Consider the following 24,510-nt stretch of genomic DNA (forward strand, 5'->3'; position numbering starts at 1 on the left):
TCGGACCAGCTATACCATTAATGTAATTTTCTCCCTGTTTTCGCATACCATTAAAGCCTTTAATCTGGCGAGAAAAGCAAAGTGTATTCTAAAAAACCGTATAAGTATGGCCATGGGATTAATGACTACTTATTTTTACATCCCTGAACATTTCTCAATAAAACATTTTAATTTCCCTGATCCTGGTCTTGCAGACAGTATCTATATTTGCATGCTTAAGTATTGGTTAAATCGGCAAAATTTGCGAGACTGTATTATGAGAAATCCCTCAATTTTCCGAATCAAAAAACATTCCCAATAAGCTACAACAGAGATCTCATGAAAAATTATCTCCAGGAAATTGCAGATTCCAGATAATATAGTCCTTCAGATATCTTCATTATCGGTAGCACTAGACTTCAATTGATCGGAGTCGATCCTGTCAGAAACTTGTCCACCGATCCCAGGTTCCTGCTTCCTCGCAACACGCTCGTATATGATCGCAGGACATTTGACATTTTGCACAATCTTGTCATGTGTAGGACCAAAGATGAACTTCTTCCACCGTTTGCCAGCAGTAACCCCTATTACTAGAAGATCATAATCCATCGATTCAGCTACGACGCCCCCAACAATGGTCTCGGGTCTGATTTCTTTAGTGATCACGGGAACACCAGCACGTTCCACAATCTTCATCAGTCGCCTTGAGTAATCAAGAGCCTTTAATCGATATTTTTCATCGACGATAACATTAAGAATCGTTATCCTGGCACCTTCTATTCTTGCAATCTCGGCAGCAATTTCTGTCGCCTTACTCACATGCCAGAGCCCTCCAGAAAGAATAAGGATATTTTCTGGTCTCAGTTTTTCTTCGTCTCTCATTATAATTACATCACACGGGGTACGTCTGAGTATATCATCCATCTTCCTGCCGAATATTCTTTTCTTTGTTCGCGAATAACCCTTCCATCCAAGTATTATCATATCGGCGGCTTCTTCTTGGGCAGTATCGATAATGGCTGTTACAACGTCGTGGGATACTGAGACAACCGCTCTTGTGGGCACGCCTCTGAGCTCTGAATAAACTTTGACCTTTTCGAGCATTTTTCTTCTTCCATCTATGAGCTTCTTATCGATTGCGTCCAGCGGAACAGTTGTGGGTATTTCTACGATATTCATTAGAAGAATTTCTCCCTGGTTCTTCGACGCCACTATGCATCCCAAATCTATCAAACCAATATTTTTTGGATCTTCAAGAGGTATGAGTATTCTAAATTTCCTTAATTCATCAGGTGTTAGTGGTATTCTTTCTGGCAACTCTATTTTCTCGATTTCCTTTCTTCCCTTGGCAAAGTAATGGATGAAGAGACCTGCATAAATTATGGCGAGCGCAATATACCATGCAAGGGGTTCAAATCTAAATAAGGAGGCGGCAAGAAACACTTTTGCACCAATTGCGATCAATGGAATTACTGGAAAGAGCGGAATGAGAAAATGTCGCTTAGCATCTGGTCTTTTCCATCTCAGAACTAATGCCGATATATTTACGAGAATGAAAAGCAAGAGAATCAGTATATCCGCGACTGCCGCAACTCGCTCAATTGGTAACAGAGCTGAGGCGAAGATGATGATGCTCCCGCTAAAGAAGATTGCAATGGAAGGGGTATGATTCTTTGCGCTAAGTTTACCAAAGATAGTTGGTAGGTTTCCATCACGTCCCATTGCAAATGAAACCCTTGAAGCCGAAAAAATCACCGAGTTGACTGCAGCAATCGAGCCGATCACAATGCCAACGGATATGATAGCACCACCGACAAATGGAACCACCCTCTGAGCAGCAACAACGAGGGCATCTTGGCCTCTACCTGCCGCAGCCATCTCAGCTACAGGCTCCCATCCTATGACAGCCAGGGTTAGAGCAGTTATTATAAGGAAAAGGGCGGTGCTGATTGAAATGCAAAGAAACATGGCCCGAGGAACAGTCTTTTCAGGGTTTTTTGTTTCCTCCCCAGTCTGGGCCACAATCTCGTAACCCTCGAATATCATAAAAGTAAATCCCATTGATGTGGCAATACTCATGTATCCCATAGGAACAAATGGCTCAAATGCATTTATCGCACCATTACCATTTGCTAGCGCAATAAAGCAGAAAAGAATGTAAACCAGGATAATTCCAATAAGCATTACTGAAATGATCACCTCAGACCTGCCAGCTCCTTTGACCCCACGGTAATTTAAGAGAATAAAGAAAATTGAGATGCCAACGGCGAACAACTTAGAAACCATTTCTTGTGAAATGCCAAAATGGATATTGTACTGAGAAAAAAGTGCGCCTACTCCCAGACCGAAACCTAAGGCGTAAACCGCACATGCAATGCAATGACCCACCCAGGACATCCATCCTCCGAGAAATCCAAAGGGAGGGAACAAGGCTTCCTTGATCCAAAGATATCCCCCACCCGTTTCTGGGAAGGCGCTTGATAACTCAGCGTACGACATTGCTGTTAACAATGTAATAATAAAGTTGAGCACCAGCGCCAAAATGATGGCAGGTCCTGCAATACCGATGGCAATACCGACTAATACGAAGATTGTGGAGCCTATATTCGGCCCTATGCCGATCATTAACACCTCTAGTAGTCCGAGGTCTCTCCGCAAAGTTATTTCAACACTTTGCAGACTATTACCAGAAAATTCATCCATGCTTGGCGCACAGTTATGAGATAAATGAAAATAAGCATTTCCTTACATGAATTGAACCAATGCTAGGAATATTTTTCTCATTTTAACATTCAAATATTAACTTGATGATGCAATTGTCAACCGAATCCTTTGACGTAAGTAGCCCGCCCCCCCATCGGCTGATCGGAAAGGTTTGCCTAGAACCTTTAAGATGTTTGTTTTAACACTAACCAGATCGACGACCAGAATGGAGAAATCATAATCAATTGAACCCGATGGGAACTGTGTGGAGCGGCTAGATATGAAACAAAATCCAGCTGATGATTTCATAAGGATCGTTGCACTGGTGTTTCTTTTCAAAAGATCAACCTAGGACTCGAGAAAATTACCAGATAGATATCACAAAGTTGGCCCAATCCTCCAGATATCCACGAAACGATATCCAAGAATTTCAGACTTCACGAGTTTGCCTGACGCCACGGCGATAATTTCATCATATATTCTTTTGCCTGCATTTTCGATCGTTTCTTCGCCATTGATTATGTTTGACACGTCCAAGTCAATATCATCCTGTCGAAATTTTGCTGTTTTGGGATTGCCCGTCACCTTGATCACTGGCACGACAGGAAGACCGAACGGAGCGCCGAGTCCTGTTGAAAAAACGATCACCTGTGCACCAGAAGCCATAAATCCCGAGACAACTTCTACCTCACGCCCAGGTGAGTCCATAAAAATAAGTCCCTTATCATTCGGTCGTCCAGCATACTCAATTACGCTTACCAGGGGAGAAGTACCTGCTTTACGAATTGCGCCTAGCGACTTTTCCTCGATGCTAGAAAGTCCGCCCTTTATATTTCCAGGCGTTGGCTGAGAACCTCTCAAATCAACCCCCATTTTTTTGCCTTCCATTTCGATACGCTCAACGGCTTTGTAAAGTCTCTCAGCAACGTCACTTGTCAAAGCTCTTCTTGCCAAAACGTGCTCTGCCCCAATTACTTCTGTTGTCTCCCCGAAAATTACACGTCCGCCTCTTTCTATGATCATATCAGCTGCAACTCCCGTTGCGGGATTTGATGCTATACCCGAGGTCGTATCTGAGGCTCCACACTTTACTCCAATCGTCAACTCTGAAACTGGGATTTGCTTCCGATGCTGTTGTGATGCGATTTCTACGAATTCTCTTGCAATCTTTATGCCTTTGTCCACGCTCCTAAGAGTCCCTCCCATATCCTGAATTTTAATCAGGTCAACAGGTTTGCCGCTCTTCGCTATCTCATTGGCAAGTTTCTCGGCATCAATCGCCTCGCATCCCAAACCAATAACGAGTACTGAATGACAATTCGGATTTAGCCCAAAACCAAGAAGTGACCTAAATGTTTGTTCCAGATCCCTTCCCATCTGTATGCAGCCCTGATGATGGAGGAACGCTCTGGTCCCATCAACTCTTTCTTCAATTATCCTCGCAACCTCATTGGCACATACCACTGATGGTAGAATAGCGACGTAATTCCTAGTGCCGGCGCATTTGTTTCTCTCAAAGCCCAGAAAAAAGTCATCTCTCATGCGCTCTCAACCCTCGAGAACTCCGCGAACAAGGTCTCCTCGCCCTCTCAGACTTTCTATGTTGTGGACATGAACATGCTCCCCTACCTGTATCATAGAGGTTGCTTTTCCGATGACTTCGCCGTATTTGACAACATTCGCTCCCTTTTCAATCAATGACGTCGCAAACTTGTGGCCAAAAGGAATATCCTGGATTACCTTAATCTGTTCCTCAACCTTACCTTTGACTATAACTATCTCCCCTTTTTTAATCTCAGCAATTGCAGTGGCCACGTTATCTTTCTCATCAATCTTTATCGCCTTCGCATTCATTTTCCCACACTCCGCTTCAGAACCGGCAAGACATCTCCGCCATGATGTATAACGCCTATAGTAGCGTTTCTTCCATGTTTCTCAAGAGCGCTATTGAGGGCATCGCTTATTGACTTTGCATGATGCATTGCCATTTTCGACGCCATTTCCTCTGTAAGCCCGTCCGAGACGACGATTACATCGATCCCTTCAACGCCCTTTTTTATAAGCATAAGTAGAGAGCACGCCACTCTGTCATTTACAAGACCCATAGCCGCCATTTCTTTAAGCTCCTCGTAGGAGTATCGTCCTTTCTCAGCAAGAAACGGATGAGTCGGCGAAATTCCATCAGGTGCTGCGGTGATAAAAATGACCGTTCCTCCGTCATTAACCACCCTTCTGACATACGAAAGGGGTTTGGTTGCCTGCCACATATCGAGATCTGCTGGAAATGCTTCGACGATCGCTATATCGACTTTATTGTTTACCTCTCGCACAAAGATATGCTCGGAATCCCCGATTCCGGCCTCGTGAGCATCAACAGGATCACCAGCGACAACTCTCACAACTTGACCCTTGCTATTAAAAACAGAATTTACAATGAACCGCAACTTTGCCTTCTTGGCAACTGCCCTCATCTCTTGCATCACTTTATTCCCCCGCTGGCCTGCATATTCGAGGACCTTTTTATCATCGTCAAAAATCAAATGGTGTGTTGCGGCAGTGGTCTCAGGTCCGCATATTCCAGGTTGGACGATCTTTGAGCCTCCTGAGTATCCAGCCCAGCAATGAGGAACTATGCTACCAATCCCTATCAAGAAATCGGCCTTATACGCAATTTTGTTGATCGTCACAGGCGTGCCATTTTCCGTCGTACCGATGAAAACAAGATTCTCAGGATTCATCCATTCATGATTAAAAACCTTCACTCTTGATACAACATCTTCTCCGAAATCTCTCTTGATTTCTGCCTGCGTCATGTAGCGGTGAGTACCCAATCCAATAAGTACCGTAATTTCTTCATCTCGCACACCTGCTTCGTTTAATTCTGAGAGTAATGCTGGCAGAATTTTCTTCCTTGGTGTGGAGCGAGTAAAGTCGTCAGAGATGATAACAACCTTCATTCCTGGCTTGACAAGTGAAGATAATGTCATAGTGCCTATCGGATTCGCAATTGAATTTCTAATGGCTTGTCGCTCATCAGCTAATGGTGGAAGATCACTTGGAAATATTTCCCATAGAATATTTTCCTCAGGCACTTCTGCAAAAATTTTATTATTGCCGTATCTGAAGCCAATATTCATTACGCTCGCTCATCAATGGACGAAGGAAATATTAGAACTTGCTCAATATGCTTCGGTTTGTCCTACCTAAAATAAGAATATATCCAGATAATGCAAGGAATACTATTCCATTTTATTAATCACAAATAATCACAAAAGCGGTTCCGGCTTACGATCTTCAATCTCATAGGGCAACTTAGCTCGATGAATAACGAGTTTGTCTTCAAAATGGTAAGCACGATTAAGTACGAGCTTCTTACCTATAGATGTCACAGCAAAGACGGGTATGGCGACACCAATCTGCAACTTAGCCTCTCTTCCAACGATTTCCCTTACATTTTTTGAGGCACACCCCCATACGATATCTGCAAAATGCCCAAGTAAAGAAGCTTGCTCCTCTGTTATCCCCGTATTGTGAACTGCAAGAATTATTGGCTGGGTTCCAGAAGTCTCTCCGATCTCTCTTAGCCTTCTCGCATCTTCTGCCTTTTGCCCCGTGATCGTCACAGCGATCTTTCGAAATCCGAGTTCAACGGCTTTAATAAAACCCTGGACTTGATCAATTCTGCAGCGCTCATCGACAATGCAGCCCTTTTTCTTCAATTGAGTCATTATCTCAGGAATTGGATCAGTCTTGAGAAGGCCCGTCATATGAGCGCCTAAGGCTTGAAGAATCTCTGGTTTTGTCACGATGACCGTGCCAGCACCTTCACATACTACAACAGCAGAATCGATGAGACCTTCAGCCATGCCATCCATTAAAATTTCTGAGGCACCAAATGAAACAGGCTTTTCTTTCGACTCGAGAATTCTAGAAGGACCGTACATCCCATATTCTTCCATATGTTTCCGCAGAACCATTTCTACAGATTCTCTAGTTTCAATCTCGCATCCATAGAGCTCTTTTCTTAAAGGACACTTCTTGATCAATGGGTCGCTCAACACGGTAATATTACCGTCTTTGATGAGTACGAGAGCTTTTGCCATTTCAAGCCAATGTTCTCCCATCTAACATCCTTCCATTATTCTGCAGCGAACCCTTGAAGAGCTTACTCCTTCCGTGCTGTTTGACATATTTCCTCATCAATAGGTTATTCCTTTGCCTGGCCACAATTTTGAATCCCATGTGTTCATAGAAACCAATGGCATTTTCATTATTCACCTGAACCCAGAGTTCGATTCTCTCACATCCTGAACACGATGCAATGGTTTCAATCCTTTTTATCATAGCCGAGCCGCACCCACAGTGACGATAATGCCGAGCGACCTGGATTGACGCAATAAAGACTCTTGATTTATCTATGAAGATACAAAAATAACCGACGATTTCTCCATCTATTTCTAAAATTTCAGTATAGGCATCGTGATCAAGCAGAGTGTCCAGCAAAAATTCATCCTTCCACTCGATCCCCCATGCTGATCGGACAATGTGTGCCATGTTTTCCCTGCTAATTTTTGCAAGAATAGGTAGATCCTGGTTTTTGCATATTCGAAATGAAAATTGAGGAAATCTCCCAAATATCATGCGTAATTCGGAACATAAATCGAGGAACTTAACCCTTTCTCCTTGATCGAATCGATGTCGGAGAACAGTTGATCACTTATCTTCTTGTCTCAACGATAGCACTATCGATCATCCATAAGGGAAAGGTATTAAATAGTCGCATGTTTGTCAAAGTTGAAAGGTGCAATATATATGGTATACATCACTGAAGAAGCGAACAAGTTCATAAATGATCTTATCGAGAAGAATGACAAAAAGGGATATGGCATCAGAATTTACATTGCTGGTATCGGATGCTCAGGACCCCAATTTGGCATGGCCTTTCAAGAAAAGAAAGAAGAAGGAGATGTCGAGGACAAGCAGGAAGGATTTTCTTTCTATTACGATGAAGAAACGCAGGAATTACTCGAGGGCTGCAAGATCGATTACATAGAAACACCCCAGGGTTCCGGTTTGATTATTCACAACCCAAATATTAACGGATGCGATTCCTGCGGTGGCGGTTGCCACTAATTTGTTTCAGGATAACCAAGAAGTTAACAGTTTTATTATCCCTTCCAAAACTTTCTTTAATTATTTGACCGATTTGATTGCGTGTTTGTACAGCACCCCCTGATTAGACCGAATGCCATCGAGGATAGAATATACCAGGCAAAGTTATCAAAGGCATGCTTAAGTGGTTCGACCCTCATCGTTCTTCCTACTGGAATGGGCAAAACAGTTATAGCACTACGAGTTATCGCAGACATTTTACTAATGAAGGGTGGAAAAGTTCTATTTCTTGCCCCCACGAAACCTTTAGTGGAGCAGCACGCATCTTTCCTCCGTGAAAATCTTTTGCAAAAGAAAATCACGTGCCTCACCGGTGAAGTCGATCCGTCAGAACGTGAGGTACAATGGATTGAAAACGACGTCGTCGTTTCAACCCCTCAGGTCATAGCGAACGATCTGAAATACGAAAGAATCAGCCTGAAGAACGTATCTCTTATAATCTTTGACGAAGCTCACAGAGCCGTTGGAAATTATCCTTATGTTAAAATTGCGGAGGAATTCAAAGAACTAGGCCGGCTTGTCATGGGGATGACTGCCTCACCTGGTAGCAGTACGAGTAAGATCGAACAAGTATGCCGAAATCTAGGAATACAGAAGGTCGAGGTGCGTTCTGAAAGTGATTCTGACGTAGCGCCTTATGTACAAGAAGTCGATCTCCAAATCGTAGAAGTCGAAATTCCCCAAGAAATGAAGAGGTTGGCTGATCTGCTGCGATCAAAGTTCGATTCGTGCGTTCAAGATCTCGTATCTCTGGGATTGATCGATCCAAAGAGGCCAGTAACGAAAAAGTACCTCTTGGAGATTGGTAATGATATCCAGAGCCGACTCAATTCAGGGGAAAAACGAAGCCAACTTTATAAGGGTTTAAGTTTGCAGGCGATGGCTCTCAAGATAAATTATGCGCTTGAGCTTGCAGAAACGCAGGGAATGTCAGCGCTTGCAAATTATCTTGAGCGAATGAAGAATGAAGCGATGTCCGAAGGTGCCTCGAAGTCTTCTAAATCATTGGTCAAATCGGAACTATTTGAGAGAATCGAAGAATACCTAAGAAAAATAAAAATGGAACATCCAAAACTCTCAAGGGTCATGAGCATCGTATCAAATCAGATTATAGCACATCCGGAGTCGCGGGTTATAGTGTTTACACATTACCGAGACACATGCGATCTCGTCGCTAGCAAGATTTCTTCGATTGAGGGGGCTAGGGTGGCAAAGCTCATCGGACAGGCAGAGAGGGGAGACGAAAGGGGACTTAAACAAAAGGAACAAGTCGAAGTTCTGGAGAAATTCAGAAATGGAGAGATTAATGTCATTGTAGCTACATCGGTTGGAGAAGAGGGATTAGATGTTGCCTCAACAGACTTGGTGGTATTCTATGAGCCTGTTCCTTCTGAAATCAGGAGCATCCAGCGGAGAGGTAGAACGGGGCGTAGAAGACCTGGAAGAGTTGTCATTCTGAAAACCCGCGGCACTAAAGATGATGCTTATTTCTTTGCAAGCCAGAGAAAAGAGAAGGTGATGAGGCGAAGGCTATTTCAGTTGAGCAGGGAACTGGAAAACACTACACAAGATGAAAAAGTGGGAAAAAGTCTTGATAAGGATTCTGTGACGCGTAAAAAAAGTCAGGAAAACAAAGAGCAAAGAACGCTTTTAGATTTCAAATGACTAAAAAAATCTGGTAATTTTAGATGATCTGCTTATTCACAATTTAAGGAAATGGATCGGGTAGATGCGAAAATTCATAACTTAATATACTTCGATTCTTATTGAGAAATTGTGCTATACAGTGAACTCGTCAAGGTCTACGGAGCACTGGAGGCAACGACCAGTAGACTTGAGATGACTGACATTTTGAGCGAATTCTTTGCAAAGGCCGACTGCAGACTGCTTAAAAGAATAATTTATCTTACCCAGGGGCAGATATTTCCAGATTTCTATCCATTGAAATTAGGTATGGCAGATAAGCTTTTGCTGAAGTCAATTGCGTTTACATCAGGTATCAAGGAGCAGACAATCCAGGATCTTTACATCAAAGAAGGCGATCCTGGTGTGGTTGCCCTCAAGATATTTGAAGGCAAAAAGCAGAAAACTCTCTTTTCTGAGCCCCTCACACTTGAAAGGGTGTATGAGAATCTCAGAAAAATCGCCGAAGCCCAAGGAAGCGGTTCTCAAGATCTGAAAATCAGAATGCTTGCCGATATTCTTCATGATGCAAGTCCAGTCGAAGCAAAGTACATAGCTAGAACCGTCACAGGAAAAATGAGGCTCGGCGTGGCGGACATGACGGTTTTGGATGCACTTTCTCAAGCTTTTGCCAGAAAAGAAGATAGAGAAACCATCGAAAGGGCTTTCAATATAACATCTGATCTGGGGCTTGTTGGGGAGGTGTTGTGTAAAGAAGGTATCGAAGCTGTGAAGAGAATCAGCGTATCTGTTGGCAATCCAATAAGAGCTATGCTAGCAGAACGGTTGTCCTCGCCGCAAGAAATCCTTGAAAAAATGGGTGGCCTGTGTGCCTTTGAATACAAATACGACGGCGTTCGCGTTCAGGCACATATCGATTGCGAAAAAAAGATCAGACTTTTTTCACGTCGCCTTGAGGACCTAACTGAACAGTTTCCAGATGTAGTGAGCGCTCTTCGGGAGGCGTTTGTTTCCAAAGATGCAATTCTCGAGGGCGAGTGCGTTCCAGTAGACATAAATACGGGAGAGATGCTTCCCTTCCAGGAAGTGTCGCACAGGAGGGGAAGAAAATACGATTTGTCTATAGCCATTGAAGATTACCCTGTGAGGACATTCCTTTTCGACTGCCTGTATTTGGATGGAATTGATCTAACTGAAAAGAACTTTCTTGAAAGACGAAAAGCGCTCGAGAGATGCATAAGGCCGTCTGAGAACGTTCAACTTTCAGAAATAAAAATCCTAAGCAAAGTAGATGAGATTGAGCGGTTTTTTGAGGAGGCTCTCAAGGACGGTTGTGAAGGACTAATGGCGAAATCGATAGGGGAGGATTCTGTATATAGAGCAGGCGCTCGTGGTTTTTTGTGGATCAAATATAAGAAGGAATACAGATCCGAAATGTCAGACACTGTTGATCTTGTCGTTGTTGGAGCTTTTGCAGGAAGGGGGAGGAGAAAGGGGACGTACGGGGCACTACTCATGGCGACTTATAATGATAAGGAGGACCGATTTGAGACTGTCTGCAAACTTGGAAGCGGATTTGACGATGATATGCTTGCAGGTTTGCCATCGATGCTCGCACCGTATAAATTACAGGGAATTCACCCTAGGGTCTGGTCCAATCTCGAGGCTGATTACTGGTTCGAGCCCGCCGTAGTACTTGAAGTTCTGGGATCGGAGATTACGCTGAGTCCTACGCACACATGCTCTTACTCGAAAATTAAAAGGGATGCTGGTCTAGCGATCAGATTTCCAAGATTTACAGGCAGAATGAGGTTTGACAAGAACGCAAGAGAAGCAACTACAAGCGATGAACTCTTGAATATGTACAAACGCCAGTTGAAGAAGATAGAAGAATGAGGTTACTATCAAAAAATTTATAAAAACGTGGAGGATAGGTCGGTGCATGGAACTTGAACTTATTGAAAAAGACAAAGATTCCATTAAGGTTCGCGTCAAGGACGCTGATATGACGTTAATTTCTCCGCTTGTCAGCGAACTTCTTATGGATGAGGGAGTTGCTGAGGTCAAATTTACAGCAGGGCACCCCGAACTTGATTTTCCTGTCCTTTATGTGAAGGTCAAGAATGGTAAGCCTCAGACAGCTCTTAAACGCGTTTCGAAATCACTTGCAAATCAATTTAAAGAAGCCAGGGAAAAACTCGAAAAGGAAATGAAATGAAATTATGGACTACACCCCAAGTGGCCCGAGGGAAAAGGAGCTCGGGATAGAGGTTTTTCTTACGAAAACCCCAGGAATTGGGGGGCGACTGAGAAAATTTCCAGAAGATTTCGTTGTTGAAGAAATTCCTATTTTTCCTGAAAGAGATGATCGTGGAGCGTATACAATTGCTAAGGTTACGTCAACGAATTGGGAAATGAATAGGCTCGTTAGACAGTTATCAAGAGCGTTAAGAATAAGCAGAAATAAAATCGGATTCGCAGGAACCAAAGATAAAAGGGCTATTACAACTCAGCTCATGTCATTTGAAGCGCCATTGGAGGCAGTGTTATCAATCAATCTTCATCAGGTAATCATTTCGGATGCCTATCGTTCAAGAAAACCGATTTTGATAGGGGATCTCATCGGGAACACTTTCAGAATAAGAATAAGAGAGTGCCTACACACCGATGAAGAACTCCTGCGTTTACTCGATAATACGATTTCAATTCTCAACGAGGCAGGCGGTTTTCCAAATTTTTTTGGTGTCCAGCGATTCGGTGCAGTGCGACCCGTCACACATTACGTGGGCAGATATATCATAAAAGGAGATTTCAAAAGTGCCGTTTTGACGTACACGGCATCCCCGACAGAATATGAAAGTGAACAGACAAAAGAAGTTCGCAGGGAACTCAACGAAACTTGGGATTTTGAAAGAGCTTTGAAGACCTTTCCAAAAAAACTCATGTTTGAAAGGACGGTAATTGCACACCTTGTTAAACATCCAAATGACTATGTTGGAGCAATACGTTCTTTACCGGCAAATCTTCAGATGATGTTTGTGCACGCGTACCAGTCGTATCTTTTTAACAGGATCCTTAGTGAGCGCATAAAAAGGGGTTTGGACCTTAACAAACCAGTCATCGGAGACATCATTCTGCCAGCTGATGAAAGAGGATTGCCGGATCATGAACGCCATATCCTTGTCACTAGGGAAAACATAGATCTTGTCGAGAGGAAAGTCCGTGAAAAGAAAGCGTTCATTAGTGGTGTGCTTTTCGGATCTGAAAGCGAGTTTGCCGAAGGTGAAATGGGAGAAATAGAGAAGGAGATAATCCTGAGCGAAGGCGTGAGCAAAGAAGATTTTATCGTTCCCGAGGCTCCACAGTGTAGCTCAAAAGGTAGTAGAAGAGAGATACTTGCATCGATCAAGAATCTGGAGTATAATGTCAAAGATAACGAAGTCTTCATATCGTTTGCACTCCACCGCGGCTGCTATGCAACTGCACTTCTAAGGGAAATCATGAAGACTGATGTGATGGCCTATTGAGATATAATAAGCAGCCCGTCACAGTCTTGACCAGTCCCTGGAGCTCTTGTCCTCCTCACTGCTGCCTTTTGCAGCGCTGGTGGAATCGGATGGTTTACCAGGTTCCCTTGGTTCCTCAATCTTCGAGCTCTTTTTCGAAATCGGAGAGCCACAGCGCGGACAGTAATTCGATTTACTTAAGCAATCAGTACAGAGCAAGGTGCCACAGGATAAGCATCTGCTGGCCGCGACATTTCCATGGAAGAGGCATCGGCGACCCCTGAGGTCTTCTAGTTCTTCCGTTTCAGTTTCTTTCTGCTGCTTTCCTGGGCGGCGGTGAATTTCATATTCTTCACGAGTTGGGGGCTTATAAGCAACTTCACTCTTCGTTTCGAGCGACTTCTGCTTTTCCTTTCTCTCAATGTCCACGAGATGCGGCTCCTCGGGGAATTCCTTGACTTTTACAGCTGGCGCCTTATATGTTTCCGATCTCAACGAACGCATGATCGCCACGAGCTTTCTCGCATTGTAAATCCCGAGCCCGAGATTCTCCATTAGACCTAAAGCTGATCGTTGGTCTTCTGGCAAGTTCAAAGCAGCCTTTAAGAACCGTTCAGCGCGCTCGTCTGCTCTAGCAGATGAAAAGTCCATATTGTTGACTGATTCAATATACGCCATGATCTTCTTTGCCTTTTGAATATTCTTTTCTGGCAGATGCATGTATACGTCGCAAAGTCGCATTCCGTATCGCCCGATATTTGGATTGCGGTAAGCGGCAAGAATCACAAGCCGCGAAAGCCTCTCGTACTCATCAAATTCCTGATCGGTGAGTGCGTTCACATTGACCGTTTCCTTCCGATCTAGGTATTTCACAACATCATCAAGATACGAAAATGGAATTCCAGCTTCACGAAAAGCGTCTTCTCTGGTCACCCTCTTCCCGACATGATATTCATATTCCAAGAGTCTCCCCGCGTATGCGGCAACCTCCTGCTCTTTGAGCATTTCCTCAGCCGATTTCAGGCCATCAATTGCAGGCGAATAATCCCGGTCGATCTCGAGCGCCTTTTCGAACGCACGCTTCGCTTGCTCGTAACGATTGAGGCGTAGCAAGACCATTCCCTTTCCGGCCCAAGCCGCCTTCTCCTTTGGATCGAGACCGATAACTTTATCGTACGATCGAACAGCTTCGTCGAAATTGTCAGATTTTCGCATGGCCTCAGCTCTTATTAGCCATGCGTCCTTGTTATTTGAGTCGAGCTCAAGTGATCGCTCAATACTTGCCACTGTGCTTTCGAGATCCCCTAGTTTGAATTGTATATTTGCAAGATTCAGCCACACAGAAGGTTCACCAGCATCGATCGCTATTGATTTCTTATAACTCTCAAGCGCCTCCTCAAACCGCCCCAATTTCTCCAAAGCCTTACCTCTGAATCTATAAACTGCCGCATCTTCAACGCCGAGCTCTATCGCTTTGCCATAGCAGGCAGCGGCTTCCTCATACTCCCCCATTTTGAATAAGACACCTGCCTTGTACTTCCAAGCCTGTGCATCCGACGGATCGAGCTGAATAGCACGGTCAAATGCCTCAACAGCTTCTCCTATTCTATCAAGAGATGCAAGCGCCCGGCCTCTATCTGTATGAAACTGGGATATCGTCGGTGAAATCTTCGTGCATTGTTCAAATGCCTTCAAAGCGTCCACAAAATTGTGCATTAAGAGCAGCGCCCTGCCCTTATTGTCAAGTGCATATGGATCGCTTGGATCAAGCCTATAGGCGTGATCAAAAGCCTCTACTGCTTCTCTATATCGACCGAGTTCGGTGAGCACAAGACCTTTGTGGTAAAAGGGGATCTTATCAGTGCGGTCGATTTGAATTGCTCTGTCATAACTTTCTGCCGCTTCTTCTAGGCGACCAATTTTCTCAAGCGCGTTCCCCCTGTCAATCCATGCGAGCTTGTTTTTAGGATTAACCTGAAGTATTCTGTTTGTAACTTTTATGATTTCATTTGCGTCGCCTGTCTCTACCACTGCAGCCTTCTTATGTTCGAGCACCACTGAATCGTAAGGATCAATCTCAAGTGCCCTATCGAATGACCTAATCGCTTCATCGAGATTTCCAATTTTGTGCGCAGCAATGCCCCTATCAAGCCAGGCATTCCTATTCTTTGAATCCAATTTGATAATCAGATCGCATGTATCAATAATCTCCCTGAAATTGCCCAGTGCCTTCAAAGAGTGTTTTTTTGCATCCAGTGTTTCGACATCCTTTGGCATGATGTCAAGCGCTCGATCGAAGGCTGCCACGGCTTCGTCGTGTCTGCCGAGCTTCGAAAGCACATAACCCCTCCTGATATGCACAAATCTATTATCCTTGTCCATCTCAACGGCAACATCGTACGATGCAAGCGCTTCTGAATACCTCTCGAGCCATTCAAGAGTTACGCCCTTGCTTATCCATGTATTCTTGTCGTTCGGATCGAGAGAAAGCGCCTTTTCATAACAAGCAAGTGCTTCTTCGAATCTCCTGGCACTTTCGAGCGAAAGTCCTCTCGAATACCAAAGCTTGCTATTATCTGGCTCGATTTCTACACCTTTTGCAAATGCCTCCGTCGCATCTTCAAATCTCTTAAGTGCAAAAAGACTGTCTCCTCTGACACGCCAAAGGATTGCATTTTTCGGATAATAGGCGAGTGCGGAAGACGACCATTCGAGCGCATCTTCAAACCTCTTCAGTGCAAGAAAATCGATTGAAATATTCTTAAGCGCTTCCTCATCGGATGGATCTATCTCCAGAACTTTCTTATATATTTCAATGGCATCGATTTTCTTATTAAGCCTATCGAGGGCAATAGCCTTGTCGATAAGAGCGGCCTTATTTTTTGGATTGATTTTGATTATATTAGAAGACGCTTCAAGAACTTCCTTGTCTCTTCCTAACCTCTTATAGCATTCCTTCAAAATAACGAAGGTACTTTCCTTGTCTGGCTGGAGTTTTCCTGCCTTTTCAAGAACTTTCACTGCTTCAGCGAAACGCCCCGTTTTATAGAGTGCGAACCCCAGATCGTGCAGAGCTTCGACATTATCAGGATCGAGTCTTAGAATTTCGTTGCAAACAACCGTAAGTTCATCATACTTATTTAGTGCATAGAATGCGATTCTTTTACGAGCCATAAGCTCCAGGTTTTTTGGAAAGTGTCCTAGCGACGTTTCAATCGTTGTGAGCGCCTCTTCGACTTTTCCCAATCCCATTTGAGCGTCGGCCTTGGCAGCAAGCCATCGAATTTCATCTGGTTTTGCCTCGATCAATTTATCGCAACAAGCTATAATTTCAGAATGTCTGCCTAGCTTCTTCAGAATGTTACACTTCTCTTCCAGTGCTGTAATATCATTTGCATCGATTTCTAAGACCCGGTCATATGATTTTAGTGCCTCCTCATATTTATCCAGTTGTGCTAGCATTGCCCCAACTTCGAACCAGGTACCCTTATGAGTTGGATTTGATCTGAGCGCTTCTCTATAATGCTTCAATGAATCTTCCATTTCGCCCCTTTCTCTGTGTGCTCTTGCTTTGTTCAGATGCGCCGTGAAATTTCTGGGATCCTTGAGTAAAGCTTCTTCATAAACCTTAACGGCCTCCTCGTGCCGCTTAAGAATTACAAGAGCATTTCCTTTCGCAATGAGGGTATCCAATTCACCAGGTGAAAGTGCAAGCGCGTCTTCGAAAAGCTTCAGTGCGTCTTCCGTCTTGCCAGTTCTAATAAGCGCTTCTCCTTTTTTCCTTATCCATAGGGTTTTATTGGCATCTTTCTCGATGAGGACATCGTATTGTTGAACATCATTTGGATTGTTCTCAACAACCCTTTTGTAGCACTGGATCGCGTCAGACATCAGACCAGCTTTCTCAAGAAGCTTGGCTTTTTCGATCAATACTGCTTCATTTTCAGGATATGCGAGCAGGAATTTATCGAGAACTGCAATGGCTTCTTCCGTAGATCCTATGGCGGCAAGCGATTCAGCTTTGGCAATATGTGGTTCTGCAAGCCCAGGTGACAGCGAAGATGCTCTATCAGCAATTTTCACAGCCTCATCAGGAATGCCGAGTTGATTGTAGTGATCAGCTAATAACACCAAAGTTAACGAGAATTCCTTTGTGTTTTTTTTCACATTTGGCAGTTGATCGACGAGTAAGTCTCTTGCCCTGTGCAAGTTTGATTTGGCTATTTCTATATTGTTATTCGTGATTTGAAGGTCAGCATCTTCGATAAACTTCTTTGCTCTTTTCAACACTTTCAATTCAGGGTCGAAGAAAGACTGAAAGTATCCCATCCCATCACCAGCGTTACATTAATAACTATCTGACTTCAAAAAGCTTTTTACCAGTGAAAAGCAACTAAATGCAAAAATTTGCAAGAAATCAATTCCGGTATCATAGGCGAAAGATTTCGCAGAATTTTTAGCGCATGCATCCATGATCGAAGTGTATCATCTTTCTAGGATAATCTTTAAATATGTGAGACAATATGTTATAATTTGTCTGACTATCGTCAGACAGCAAACAAATAACTTAAGGGATGGGATGCGCACTTGAATGAAGATCGTGAGAAGAATTTGGCGCTGGAATTTGATCCGTTCGTCGTTGACTGGATGCAAAAACATACGATAGGAGACCTCAAAAGGATTGCAAGAGGAATCGAGGAAGCGGGTGAAGATGCAGATGACATCTGGAAATTCATCGATGAATTACTTCCTTTCGCAGAGGCGATCTTCACAAAGGAACATGCTATAGAAAACCGCTCAATCGAAGAACTTAACTTTGAAGATGCCATCCTCGCCACGCCATGATCTCCTGCGAAGGGGTGATAACATCACCCCTTCAAATCAATGCATCACCATCAATAATGTACCCTTTTTGAAGAAGATTGTTGAAATCTAATTCTCAATGATTTGAAAACGTACAGAAGACTCCCATAGATTGTATTCACTGGCTGGCCAGAAGGAAACCGTTAAAGATTTAAAATCGATCGTTGTTAAGGAGAAATGCATATAACCACGCGGAGCAGTTGCAGGTGTGATCTAGTCTGGTTAGGATTTTGGCCTTCCATAGCCAGAATTTCTGGCTGTAGAAAGCCAACGGCCCGGGTTCAAATCCCGGCACCTGCACTCATAAAGTCTTGAATCTCAAGAAATCGGGGAATTTTCTGATAGGCTTTCCAAGAAGAATGGCAGTGTGATTTTACAATTAACAGCTAATATTATTCTATCCGTAAAGAATTCATTGATAAATATGAGCAGTGGGGGAAGGAGGCCTTTCTCCCCCACTGAGGGATGGTTCGATTTCATCGTGATCAAGAACAAAAGATTGCGAGACTTTCAACATCTCTCACAGACTTCTCTGCCAGCTAAGGTTCTTCACTTCCGTGTCCATCACAAGCCTACCGAAGTCTCCGATAAATTGTAAGGGGATGGGGTTTTAAGTACGCATCGGAGAGGGTTATCCGAAAGTGCTTCGGAGAAAATAATCTGTGACCATCTCTAGAAGGTTAATGAATCTTGTTATAAAAGATGTCTTCACTATGCTGATATCAATCATCGCGTTCTTGCGCTATGTGCCTAACCCTTACGGCTTCCCCTCGCTTGCTGCGGATCATTTCTTCGCCGCTCATTGATGCGGTTCCTACTGCGATAACGTCCTCCCCTCTCACGACAATTGCTTCGTCCCCAATTCGAAGAGTTTTGTCTGCGTCTCGAACCCCTGCTGCAAAAAGATTTCCTCGCAATTGAAATTCCTCAATTTCTACCCAATTGGTTCGCAAAGCCATGATTTTTCTCGCACCGTGCAATGTCAAAGAATACATTCCGCGTTCAGGGGTAAGCATTGCAACCTGCTCATCCCCCTCGAGAATTTTCAAATAAGGATATTTTCCAAAAACCCTGCATCCCTGAAGAAGAATCTCAGCTCCCTTTCCGAATTGAAATCTCGCTATTGATTCCATCTCTGCCATCTCGTCTTCCTCCTTGGTGATATGCGATACTGATGAGCATAGATTCTGCAGTTCCTTTCTCAGATTGCTAAGTGACTCATGGGAAAGCGGTTCTCCATTTGAAGTTGAAATACAATCGACGTGTTTTGTGATGAAATCCATATTGCGATCAAGATGGCAGATAATCACCTCATACTTACCTAATGACAACGAATCAAGCAATTCGATGACAATCGATCTTTCATCCAGATCCCATCTTCCTGTTACAGGCACGTCGTAGTGTGCAGCTGGATAGAACAACTCTAGTTCTCTTGGCACAAGACCGAGTGGCGACGTCACAATTACCTGATGAATTGCCCTCCAATTCTCAACGCTTGTTATTACGCTCTCAAGAATTCTATGAGTCTTAGAGCGGGAATATGGTTTCCTTGCTGAACAAGGAAGCAAGAGTAAAAATTTCTTGGTTGATGGTTTTTCATATCGTTGAGTGAGCCGCCGTCGATACCTTACTACATCAGGTCTGAAAAGCGATTCCTTAGTGATGCATGAAAGTTTAGAGCCTGAAATTGGCATGTATTTTTCTTGGTACTCATAGTATTCATGATCAAGAATTCTCAGTGCAGACATTGTAGATGCATTGGCAGCCGCTCGAAATTCAACGAATTCTCTCATTCTTCCCTCCATGATCATAAGCTTGACGAGTTGCAACTCTCTCCAAATGGACTTTAAGTTGAATTCCAGGATTGATTTGAAATTCCTCTCGCCAATGAATGACTTAGCTTTCGATGCATGTATATTACCTTCAGGAAGGCATATCATTTCCATCCGACTCATGTAAGTTACAAAAGAAGTGTCAAACAGGTCGGCACCAAGATAAACCAATAGCGCCAAATTGCTTGGTTCCATAATGGCTGGCAAATATATCAACTTGTTTGGACCGGCCATTTCCTTCAAGAGAGAAAGAGACCTAATGAGTTGCCTTGGATTTCTCCTGATTTCGAATGCACCGTCCAAAATGACGATCTCTTGATCACATTCTTCGATTTTCCCGCAAAGATTTCTGAAGCTCTCTGGAGGGGCACGTATGGATACGGCGTCTTCATTCATTTCCATGAAAAAATTGAATTGATTCATTAACCACGAAAGAGGAGGCTGGATTTTTCCTAGCGGAGGCAGTTCAAGAATAGTCCCCGATTTATTATCAATGATCTTGCGTCTCCCTTCTTCCAATTTTATGATAAGATGAAAATATTCAGGGACAGCAACTTCCTTCGACTCATAAAATAAAACCTCCGGTAACTCGCAAGAAAGATTATCACTTGACCAATTGACGATCCTTGCTGGTCCACTCCTCTCGATAGTTTCAATCATAGTGACGGGATGGTCATGATGACAATTTAAGGAATCTGTTCCGGTTAAGAATTATTATCAGACTATATTTTATAAAAAATTAGAAAATCACGAAGAGGCATTAATACGCATGCGAAAATCTAGAATGTCGTAACAAGCTGGTGCTCCGATAGGATCGAGCGCGCCTCCTCCCAATTAACCATTTTGACTCCCTCAATCGTTGCCACTTCGCCTACGCGTTCAGCGAGATCCTCATGCACGCAATACACAGGCGCATCAAAATCCAATATATCTTGTATAGCCTCGACGTTAGATGGCATTTCGATTGCTTCAGCTTTTTGTGACGCAACCGCATTCAGAGTTCCATCTCCGATCAGCAGCACGGTAGTCTTGCCAACCGTACCGCTCGCGAGCATGGCAAGCGCGAGACGTAGACCTGCAAATGCGTCTTCAGTCCCATAAGGTGGCTTAGTAACCAACACAAGAATGCTATCCGCCATCGTTATCACCTGGCCAGTGTGATCATTCTGTCACTTTCAGCAACGAATTTGGAGAGATCATTTGTCAGACTTCCTATCTTCGAGCCCACGATTTCCTCGCCTCGTTTGACACCGCGAGCAGCCGAGCACGTTTCGCAAACGGCAATAGTCACACCCTTCTTTGCCAGATCTTTGAGAATATTTCCGATATTAGGGAATCTTTTAGGATCCTGACCTTCCTTGATAGTCATTATACCTTCGCCGTATCCGAAAATATTTACACGATAACCTTTTTCAACCGCCACTCTAGCGATCTTGACCATGACATTTGCATCCATGTTCATCATTGTTCCAGATCTTATTTGAATTGTTAATACCTTGGACATCTGATGATCCCCCATCTACACTGTGATTGTCTGGTCGTACTCCTCCATTATGAGGTCTACTGCTCTCGGATAGTCAATTATTTCGTATGCTTGATCAGATCCCAAATCAATTCCTCTAGCAAGGAGATCATCCCGCATAACGAAGACCTTATCGACAATTTCTCGGAGCTCTTCTCTGCGTCGTTTATCAATTGCAAAATACACGGAATCTTCGAAAAGAATCGCGGCTTTCTTTGAATTACTGGCTATTTTCTTCATATGATCCAGCGAGTGATATTCGCCTGGTGATTTCAGCATAATAAACAAAATGGAGCGCATTGCATCACTATCCTATGAAAAGCTGTATGTCCGAGTCAGCAGCGATGTTCAAGAATGCCGCAGCTCCGAGGATCTTAACTCCGCCTATGAGGTCTTCCTGTTTTACTTGCATGAGTTCCATTGTTGTGCTACAAGCGTATATATTTGCACCTAGCTCAATCGCCATTTTAAGTTGATCTGAAAATCCCTGTAAACCCACTTTTGCCATGCGCTTCTTGAAGACGCCAGTAAAGAGTCTGAAGATACCAGGGAGCTTCGGATCTGCATTCTTCTTCAGCAAATTCAAACCAAAGAACGTATAAAAAACATGAACTTCCATGCCCATACTTGCCGCCGTACTTGCCAAAATCACAGACATCATTGCTTTGTCAAATGTATTTTCAGAGACAACCATCGTTAATTTCTTTGTATCTGCCAAATTAATCACCTCCACTACAAATTTTTCCACTCAAATCAATACACCAATACTGCCTTAGCTTCGCTGATTTCCTTAACTAAAGTCGGTGCATTTACGACGACAGCTCCTTCAATTAAATCCTCTGGTGCTATTCCACGTTTTTTCATGCACGGAGAACATACTAAGAGTCTGCCACCGCTGCTTAAGTAGGAATCGATCAGTTCATCGATTGGCGGAAAGCTAGACTCGCAGACCATCTTTGCGTATCCCTTCTTTGCAAGATAAACTCCCATTGACTGCAATGCAACAACTGGCTGCATTTCCGAGGCAACGGCCGTGACGGCAACAACGAAGGCAAGTGTCGCCTTCTCAGGGTTGTCCTCGGCGTGTGTCGCAATAATCAACAATTTTTCCAACCAAATCACCTCATTTCTTCTTGATTAAATATTTGTAAACTCCATTCTCCTCTTTCATATCGATAAGCTCGTTACCAGTTCTCTTACACCAAGCAGGCACATCTTCCTTTGACCCGACGTCATCGGCAACCAATTCAATGATTGTTCCAGACTCTACTTCTTTTATTTTCTTCGCCAGCTTAACAATCGGCATCGGGCACATGAGTCCCCTACAGTCTAATACCTCGGTTTTCATATGTGGTCCTCCATAATAGATCACCGGTTTTGCACGGTTGTGCAACAAGTATATATAACCCATTGCTTATAAACTTTTCCAACAAAGGTCGAGAATGGATATGATCCCAGAAAAAATTCTGACAAAAGCATCAAGTTGCCAGGATGTCATTAAGTGTGCCTTCAACCTCAACGACTTTGAATTATTAGTTTATAAGAAATTATCAGAACAAGGTGCCTCGAATGCCAACAGCTTAGCGGCCGCCCTTGGAAAGGAAAGAAGCACGGTTTATAGAGCTTTGCAAAAACTCGTCGCATGTGGAATGTGCTATAGAGAGACCAAGGCGATTGAAAGAGGTGGGTATTATCATCTGTACACAGCAATCGACCGTAAGGAATTAAAAAGGAAACTGGAAGAGTGTGTCAATAGTTGGTACTCTCAGATACTAGACGCGATTTCAAAATTTGATTGAGAACGCTGGAATTCTCTGCGATTCCCTTACGCAATCTCCACCAAATCGGAGCTATGGCGAAGCTGTAATATAGGAATCCTGATTATTCTGAAATGAGAATATGAGTTCCTTTAGGAATTCTGACATTGTTTCGATAAGGGATCTGTCAAAAGAAGGCATTGAAGAGATTATGAACCTTGCAGAAAAATTAATTCCATATGCAAAAGGTGAGAAGAGAACAAGAGCTCTGGAAGGACGCATTCTTGCCAATTTGTTCTTTGAGCCTTCCACGCGAACGAGACTCTCATTTGAGAGCGCCATGGTAAGGTTGGGAGGAAGTGTACTCGATGTCTCATTTCCGATGATGACCTCTGTGGCGAAGGGAGAGACCCTTGCTGATACAATCCGCATGGTAGAGTCCTATGCGGATATCATTGTATTACGGCATCCGCATGAGGGTGCCGCGAGATTGGCAGCGCACTTTTCATCGAAACCTGTTATCAACGGCGGAGACGGAGCTGGGCAACATCCCACACAGACCATTCTTGACCTTTTCACGATCAGGAGAGAAAAGGGTAGAATCGAGGGCATGAATGTTGTACTTGTGGGCGATCTGAAATATGGAAGGACTGCTCATTCTCTTGCAGAGGCACTTGCACTTTTTGGCGCAAACCTCTACTTTGTAGCCCCTCACAATCTTCAGATGCCAAAGGAGACGCTCAAAGAAGTAGAGCGCCTTGGCCAGAGGCCAAAGGTCACGTCAAAACTAGAGGAGGTTATCCCTGTAGCAGATGTCCTCTACGTTACAAGAATTCAGCGCGAACGTTTTCCAGATCCTAGCGAGTATCTCAAAGTTGCTGGTTCTTACAGAATTGATAAATCGGTTTTAAGAGAAGCAAAAAAGGATCTTATCATCATGCATCCTTTGCCGCGCGTTGATGAGATAGCTCCTGAGGTCGACAACACTGCCCATGCAAGATATTTCCATCAAGCATTCAATGGCGTCCCCATAAGGATGGCAATTCTTATTCTGCTACTGGGAGGTAATTTAGATGAAGGACTTTAGGGTGACTCCAATAAGAAATGGAACTGTAATCGATCATATAGAATGTGGAATGGCGCTGAAGGTACTGAGGATCATCGGTGTTGACGGTGAGAAAATACATTCGACTGTGAGTGTGCTCATGCACGTGCCCTCAAAAAAGGCAGGCTGGAAAGACGTTGTGAAGGTTGAGGACAGAGAGCTCGATCCAAGTGAAGTAGACAAGATTGCACTTATTTCTCCGAGGGCCACGATCAACATAATAAGGGATTTCAATGTAGCAGAGAAATACAAGGTTAAACTCCCAGATGTTGTAAGGGGGATCGTGAGATGTGGTAATCCCAATTGTATAACAAATCTCTCTGAACCTGTTGAGCCAGAATTCGCTGTGGAATGTAAAGATCCACCGATACTCCGCTGCATTTACTGTGATAGAATTCTCGAGAACATTTCGGATCACATTATTTGA

General features: G+C 43.6%; 23 protein-coding genes and 1 tRNA gene. 10 read left to right on the forward strand and 14 right to left on the reverse strand.

Annotation, left to right across the window (positions count from 1 at the left end; all coding sequences use genetic code 11):
* Positions 1-366: 366 nt before the first annotated feature.
* The 6 genes from QW087_05695 to QW087_05720 form a co-directional block, all read right to left on the reverse strand.
* Positions 367-2,682 (reverse strand): amino acid permease, encoded by a 2,316-nt coding sequence (locus QW087_05695; GenBank protein MEM2944214.1) that lies wholly within the window; start codon positions 2,680-2,682, stop codon positions 367-369.
* 378 nt (positions 2,683-3,060) lie between these two features.
* A complete protein-coding gene (locus QW087_05700; protein ID MEM2944215.1) occupies positions 3,061-4,224 on the reverse strand; it encodes a UxaA family hydrolase in 1,164 nt (387 codons plus the stop codon).
* 6 nt (positions 4,225-4,230) lie between these two features.
* Positions 4,231-4,536 (reverse strand): UxaA family hydrolase, encoded by a 306-nt coding sequence (locus QW087_05705; GenBank protein ID MEM2944216.1) that lies wholly within the window; start codon positions 4,534-4,536, stop codon positions 4,231-4,233.
* On the reverse strand, positions 4,533-5,819 hold the full coding sequence (larA, locus tag QW087_05710) for a nickel-dependent lactate racemase (protein ID MEM2944217.1): 1,287 nt from the start codon (positions 5,817-5,819) through the stop codon (positions 4,533-4,535). The genes QW087_05705 and larA overlap by 4 nt, the downstream gene beginning before the upstream one ends.
* 129 nt (positions 5,820-5,948) lie before the next feature.
* Positions 5,949-6,806, reverse strand: coding sequence for a DUF2099 family protein (locus QW087_05715; GenBank protein MEM2944218.1), 858 nt, complete (start codon positions 6,804-6,806; stop codon positions 5,949-5,951).
* A complete protein-coding gene (locus QW087_05720) occupies positions 6,787-7,323 on the reverse strand; it encodes a GNAT family N-acetyltransferase (protein ID MEM2944219.1) in 537 nt (178 codons plus the stop codon). Before QW087_05720 ends, QW087_05715 begins: the two co-directional genes overlap by 20 nt.
* Positions 7,324-7,494: 171 nt before the next feature.
* On the opposite strand from QW087_05720, the gene QW087_05725 reads away from it, so the two are divergent.
* The 5 genes from QW087_05725 to truD all read left to right on the forward strand — a co-directional run bounded on the left by QW087_05725 (position 7,495) and on the right by truD (position 13,025).
* Positions 7,495-7,815 (forward strand): iron-sulfur cluster assembly accessory protein, encoded by a 321-nt coding sequence (locus QW087_05725; GenBank protein MEM2944220.1) that lies wholly within the window; start codon positions 7,495-7,497, stop codon positions 7,813-7,815.
* Positions 7,816-7,896: 81 nt separating this feature from the next.
* Positions 7,897-9,519, forward strand: a complete 1,623-nt coding sequence (locus QW087_05730; protein ID MEM2944221.1) for a helicase-related protein — start codon at positions 7,897-7,899, stop codon at positions 9,517-9,519.
* Positions 9,520-9,630: 111 nt separating this feature from the next.
* Positions 9,631-11,394, forward strand: a complete 1,764-nt coding sequence (locus QW087_05735) for an ATP-dependent DNA ligase (protein MEM2944222.1) — start codon at positions 9,631-9,633, stop codon at positions 11,392-11,394.
* A gap of 46 nt (positions 11,395-11,440) precedes the next feature.
* Positions 11,441-11,716, forward strand: a complete 276-nt coding sequence (locus QW087_05740) for an RpoL/Rpb11 RNA polymerase subunit family protein (protein ID MEM2944223.1) — start codon at positions 11,441-11,443, stop codon at positions 11,714-11,716.
* A gap of 4 nt (positions 11,717-11,720) precedes the next feature.
* Positions 11,721-13,025 carry a tRNA pseudouridine(13) synthase TruD gene (truD, locus tag QW087_05745; GenBank protein ID MEM2944224.1) on the forward strand — a complete coding sequence of 435 codons (1,305 nt, stop codon included), beginning with the start codon at positions 11,721-11,723 and terminating at the stop codon, positions 13,023-13,025.
* A gap of 18 nt (positions 13,026-13,043) precedes the next feature.
* Here truD and QW087_05750 read toward each other — a convergent pair whose 3' ends face one another.
* Positions 13,044-17,333: a tetratricopeptide repeat protein gene (locus QW087_05750; GenBank protein ID MEM2944225.1), complete on the reverse strand. Its 4,290-nt coding sequence runs from the start codon at positions 17,331-17,333 to the stop codon at positions 13,044-13,046.
* 258 nt (positions 17,334-17,591) lie between these two features.
* Here QW087_05750 and QW087_05755 point away from each other — a divergent pair, with 258 nt between their 5' ends.
* Both QW087_05755 and QW087_05760 read left to right on the forward strand, forming a co-directional pair.
* On the forward strand, positions 17,592-17,849 hold the full coding sequence (locus QW087_05755; GenBank protein MEM2944226.1) for a hypothetical protein: 258 nt from the start codon (positions 17,592-17,594) through the stop codon (positions 17,847-17,849).
* Positions 17,850-18,069: 220 nt separating this feature from the next.
* Positions 18,070-18,167: transfer RNA gene (locus tag QW087_05760), tRNA-Gly, on the forward strand.
* Positions 18,168-18,589: 422 nt separating this feature from the next.
* Here QW087_05760 and arcS read toward each other — a convergent pair.
* The 7 genes from arcS to QW087_05795 form a co-directional block, all read right to left on the reverse strand.
* The gene (arcS, locus tag QW087_05765) at positions 18,590-20,359 is read right to left on the reverse strand and encodes an archaeosine synthase subunit alpha (protein ID MEM2944227.1); all 1,770 of its coding nucleotides are present in this window, start codon (positions 20,357-20,359) and stop codon (positions 18,590-18,592) included.
* A 119-nt stretch (positions 20,360-20,478) separates the two neighbouring features.
* Entirely contained in the window at positions 20,479-20,838 is a 360-nt protein-coding gene (locus QW087_05770) for a DsrE family protein (GenBank protein ID MEM2944228.1), read from the reverse strand.
* Positions 20,839-20,843: 5 nt separating this feature from the next.
* The gene (locus tag QW087_05775; GenBank protein ID MEM2944229.1) at positions 20,844-21,203 is read right to left on the reverse strand and encodes a DsrE family protein; all 360 of its coding nucleotides are present in this window, start codon (positions 21,201-21,203) and stop codon (positions 20,844-20,846) included.
* 15 nt (positions 21,204-21,218) lie between these two features.
* Positions 21,219-21,500, reverse strand: a complete 282-nt coding sequence (tusB, locus tag QW087_05780; protein MEM2944230.1) for a sulfurtransferase complex subunit TusB — start codon at positions 21,498-21,500, stop codon at positions 21,219-21,221.
* Positions 21,501-21,528: 28 nt separating this feature from the next.
* Positions 21,529-21,969 carry a DsrE/DsrF/DrsH-like family protein gene (locus QW087_05785; protein MEM2944231.1) on the reverse strand — a complete coding sequence of 147 codons (441 nt, stop codon included), beginning with the start codon at positions 21,967-21,969 and terminating at the stop codon, positions 21,529-21,531.
* 5 nt (positions 21,970-21,974) lie between these two features.
* Positions 21,975-22,334, reverse strand: a complete 360-nt coding sequence (locus QW087_05790; protein MEM2944232.1) for a DsrE family protein — start codon at positions 22,332-22,334, stop codon at positions 21,975-21,977.
* A gap of 10 nt (positions 22,335-22,344) precedes the next feature.
* Complete coding sequence (locus QW087_05795) at positions 22,345-22,569, reverse strand: sulfurtransferase TusA family protein (protein ID MEM2944233.1); 225 nt, start codon at positions 22,567-22,569, stop codon at positions 22,345-22,347.
* Positions 22,570-22,669: 100 nt separating this feature from the next.
* Here QW087_05795 and QW087_05800 point away from each other — a divergent pair, with 100 nt between their 5' ends.
* The 3 genes from QW087_05800 to pyrI all read left to right on the forward strand — a co-directional run bounded on the left by QW087_05800 (position 22,670) and on the right by pyrI (position 24,510).
* A complete protein-coding gene (locus QW087_05800) occupies positions 22,670-23,020 on the forward strand; it encodes a helix-turn-helix domain-containing protein (GenBank protein ID MEM2944234.1) in 351 nt (116 codons plus the stop codon).
* A gap of 100 nt (positions 23,021-23,120) precedes the next feature.
* On the forward strand, positions 23,121-24,065 hold the full coding sequence (gene pyrB / locus QW087_05805; GenBank protein MEM2944235.1) for an aspartate carbamoyltransferase: 945 nt from the start codon (positions 23,121-23,123) through the stop codon (positions 24,063-24,065).
* Positions 24,052-24,510, forward strand: coding sequence for an aspartate carbamoyltransferase regulatory subunit (gene pyrI, locus QW087_05810; protein ID MEM2944236.1), 459 nt, complete (start codon positions 24,052-24,054; stop codon positions 24,508-24,510). The genes pyrB and pyrI overlap by 14 nt, the downstream gene beginning before the upstream one ends.

It is taken from the genome of Methanomassiliicoccales archaeon, assembly GCA_038850735.1.
Taxonomy (GTDB): domain Archaea; phylum Thermoplasmatota; class Thermoplasmata; order Methanomassiliicoccales; family JACIVX01; genus JACIVX01.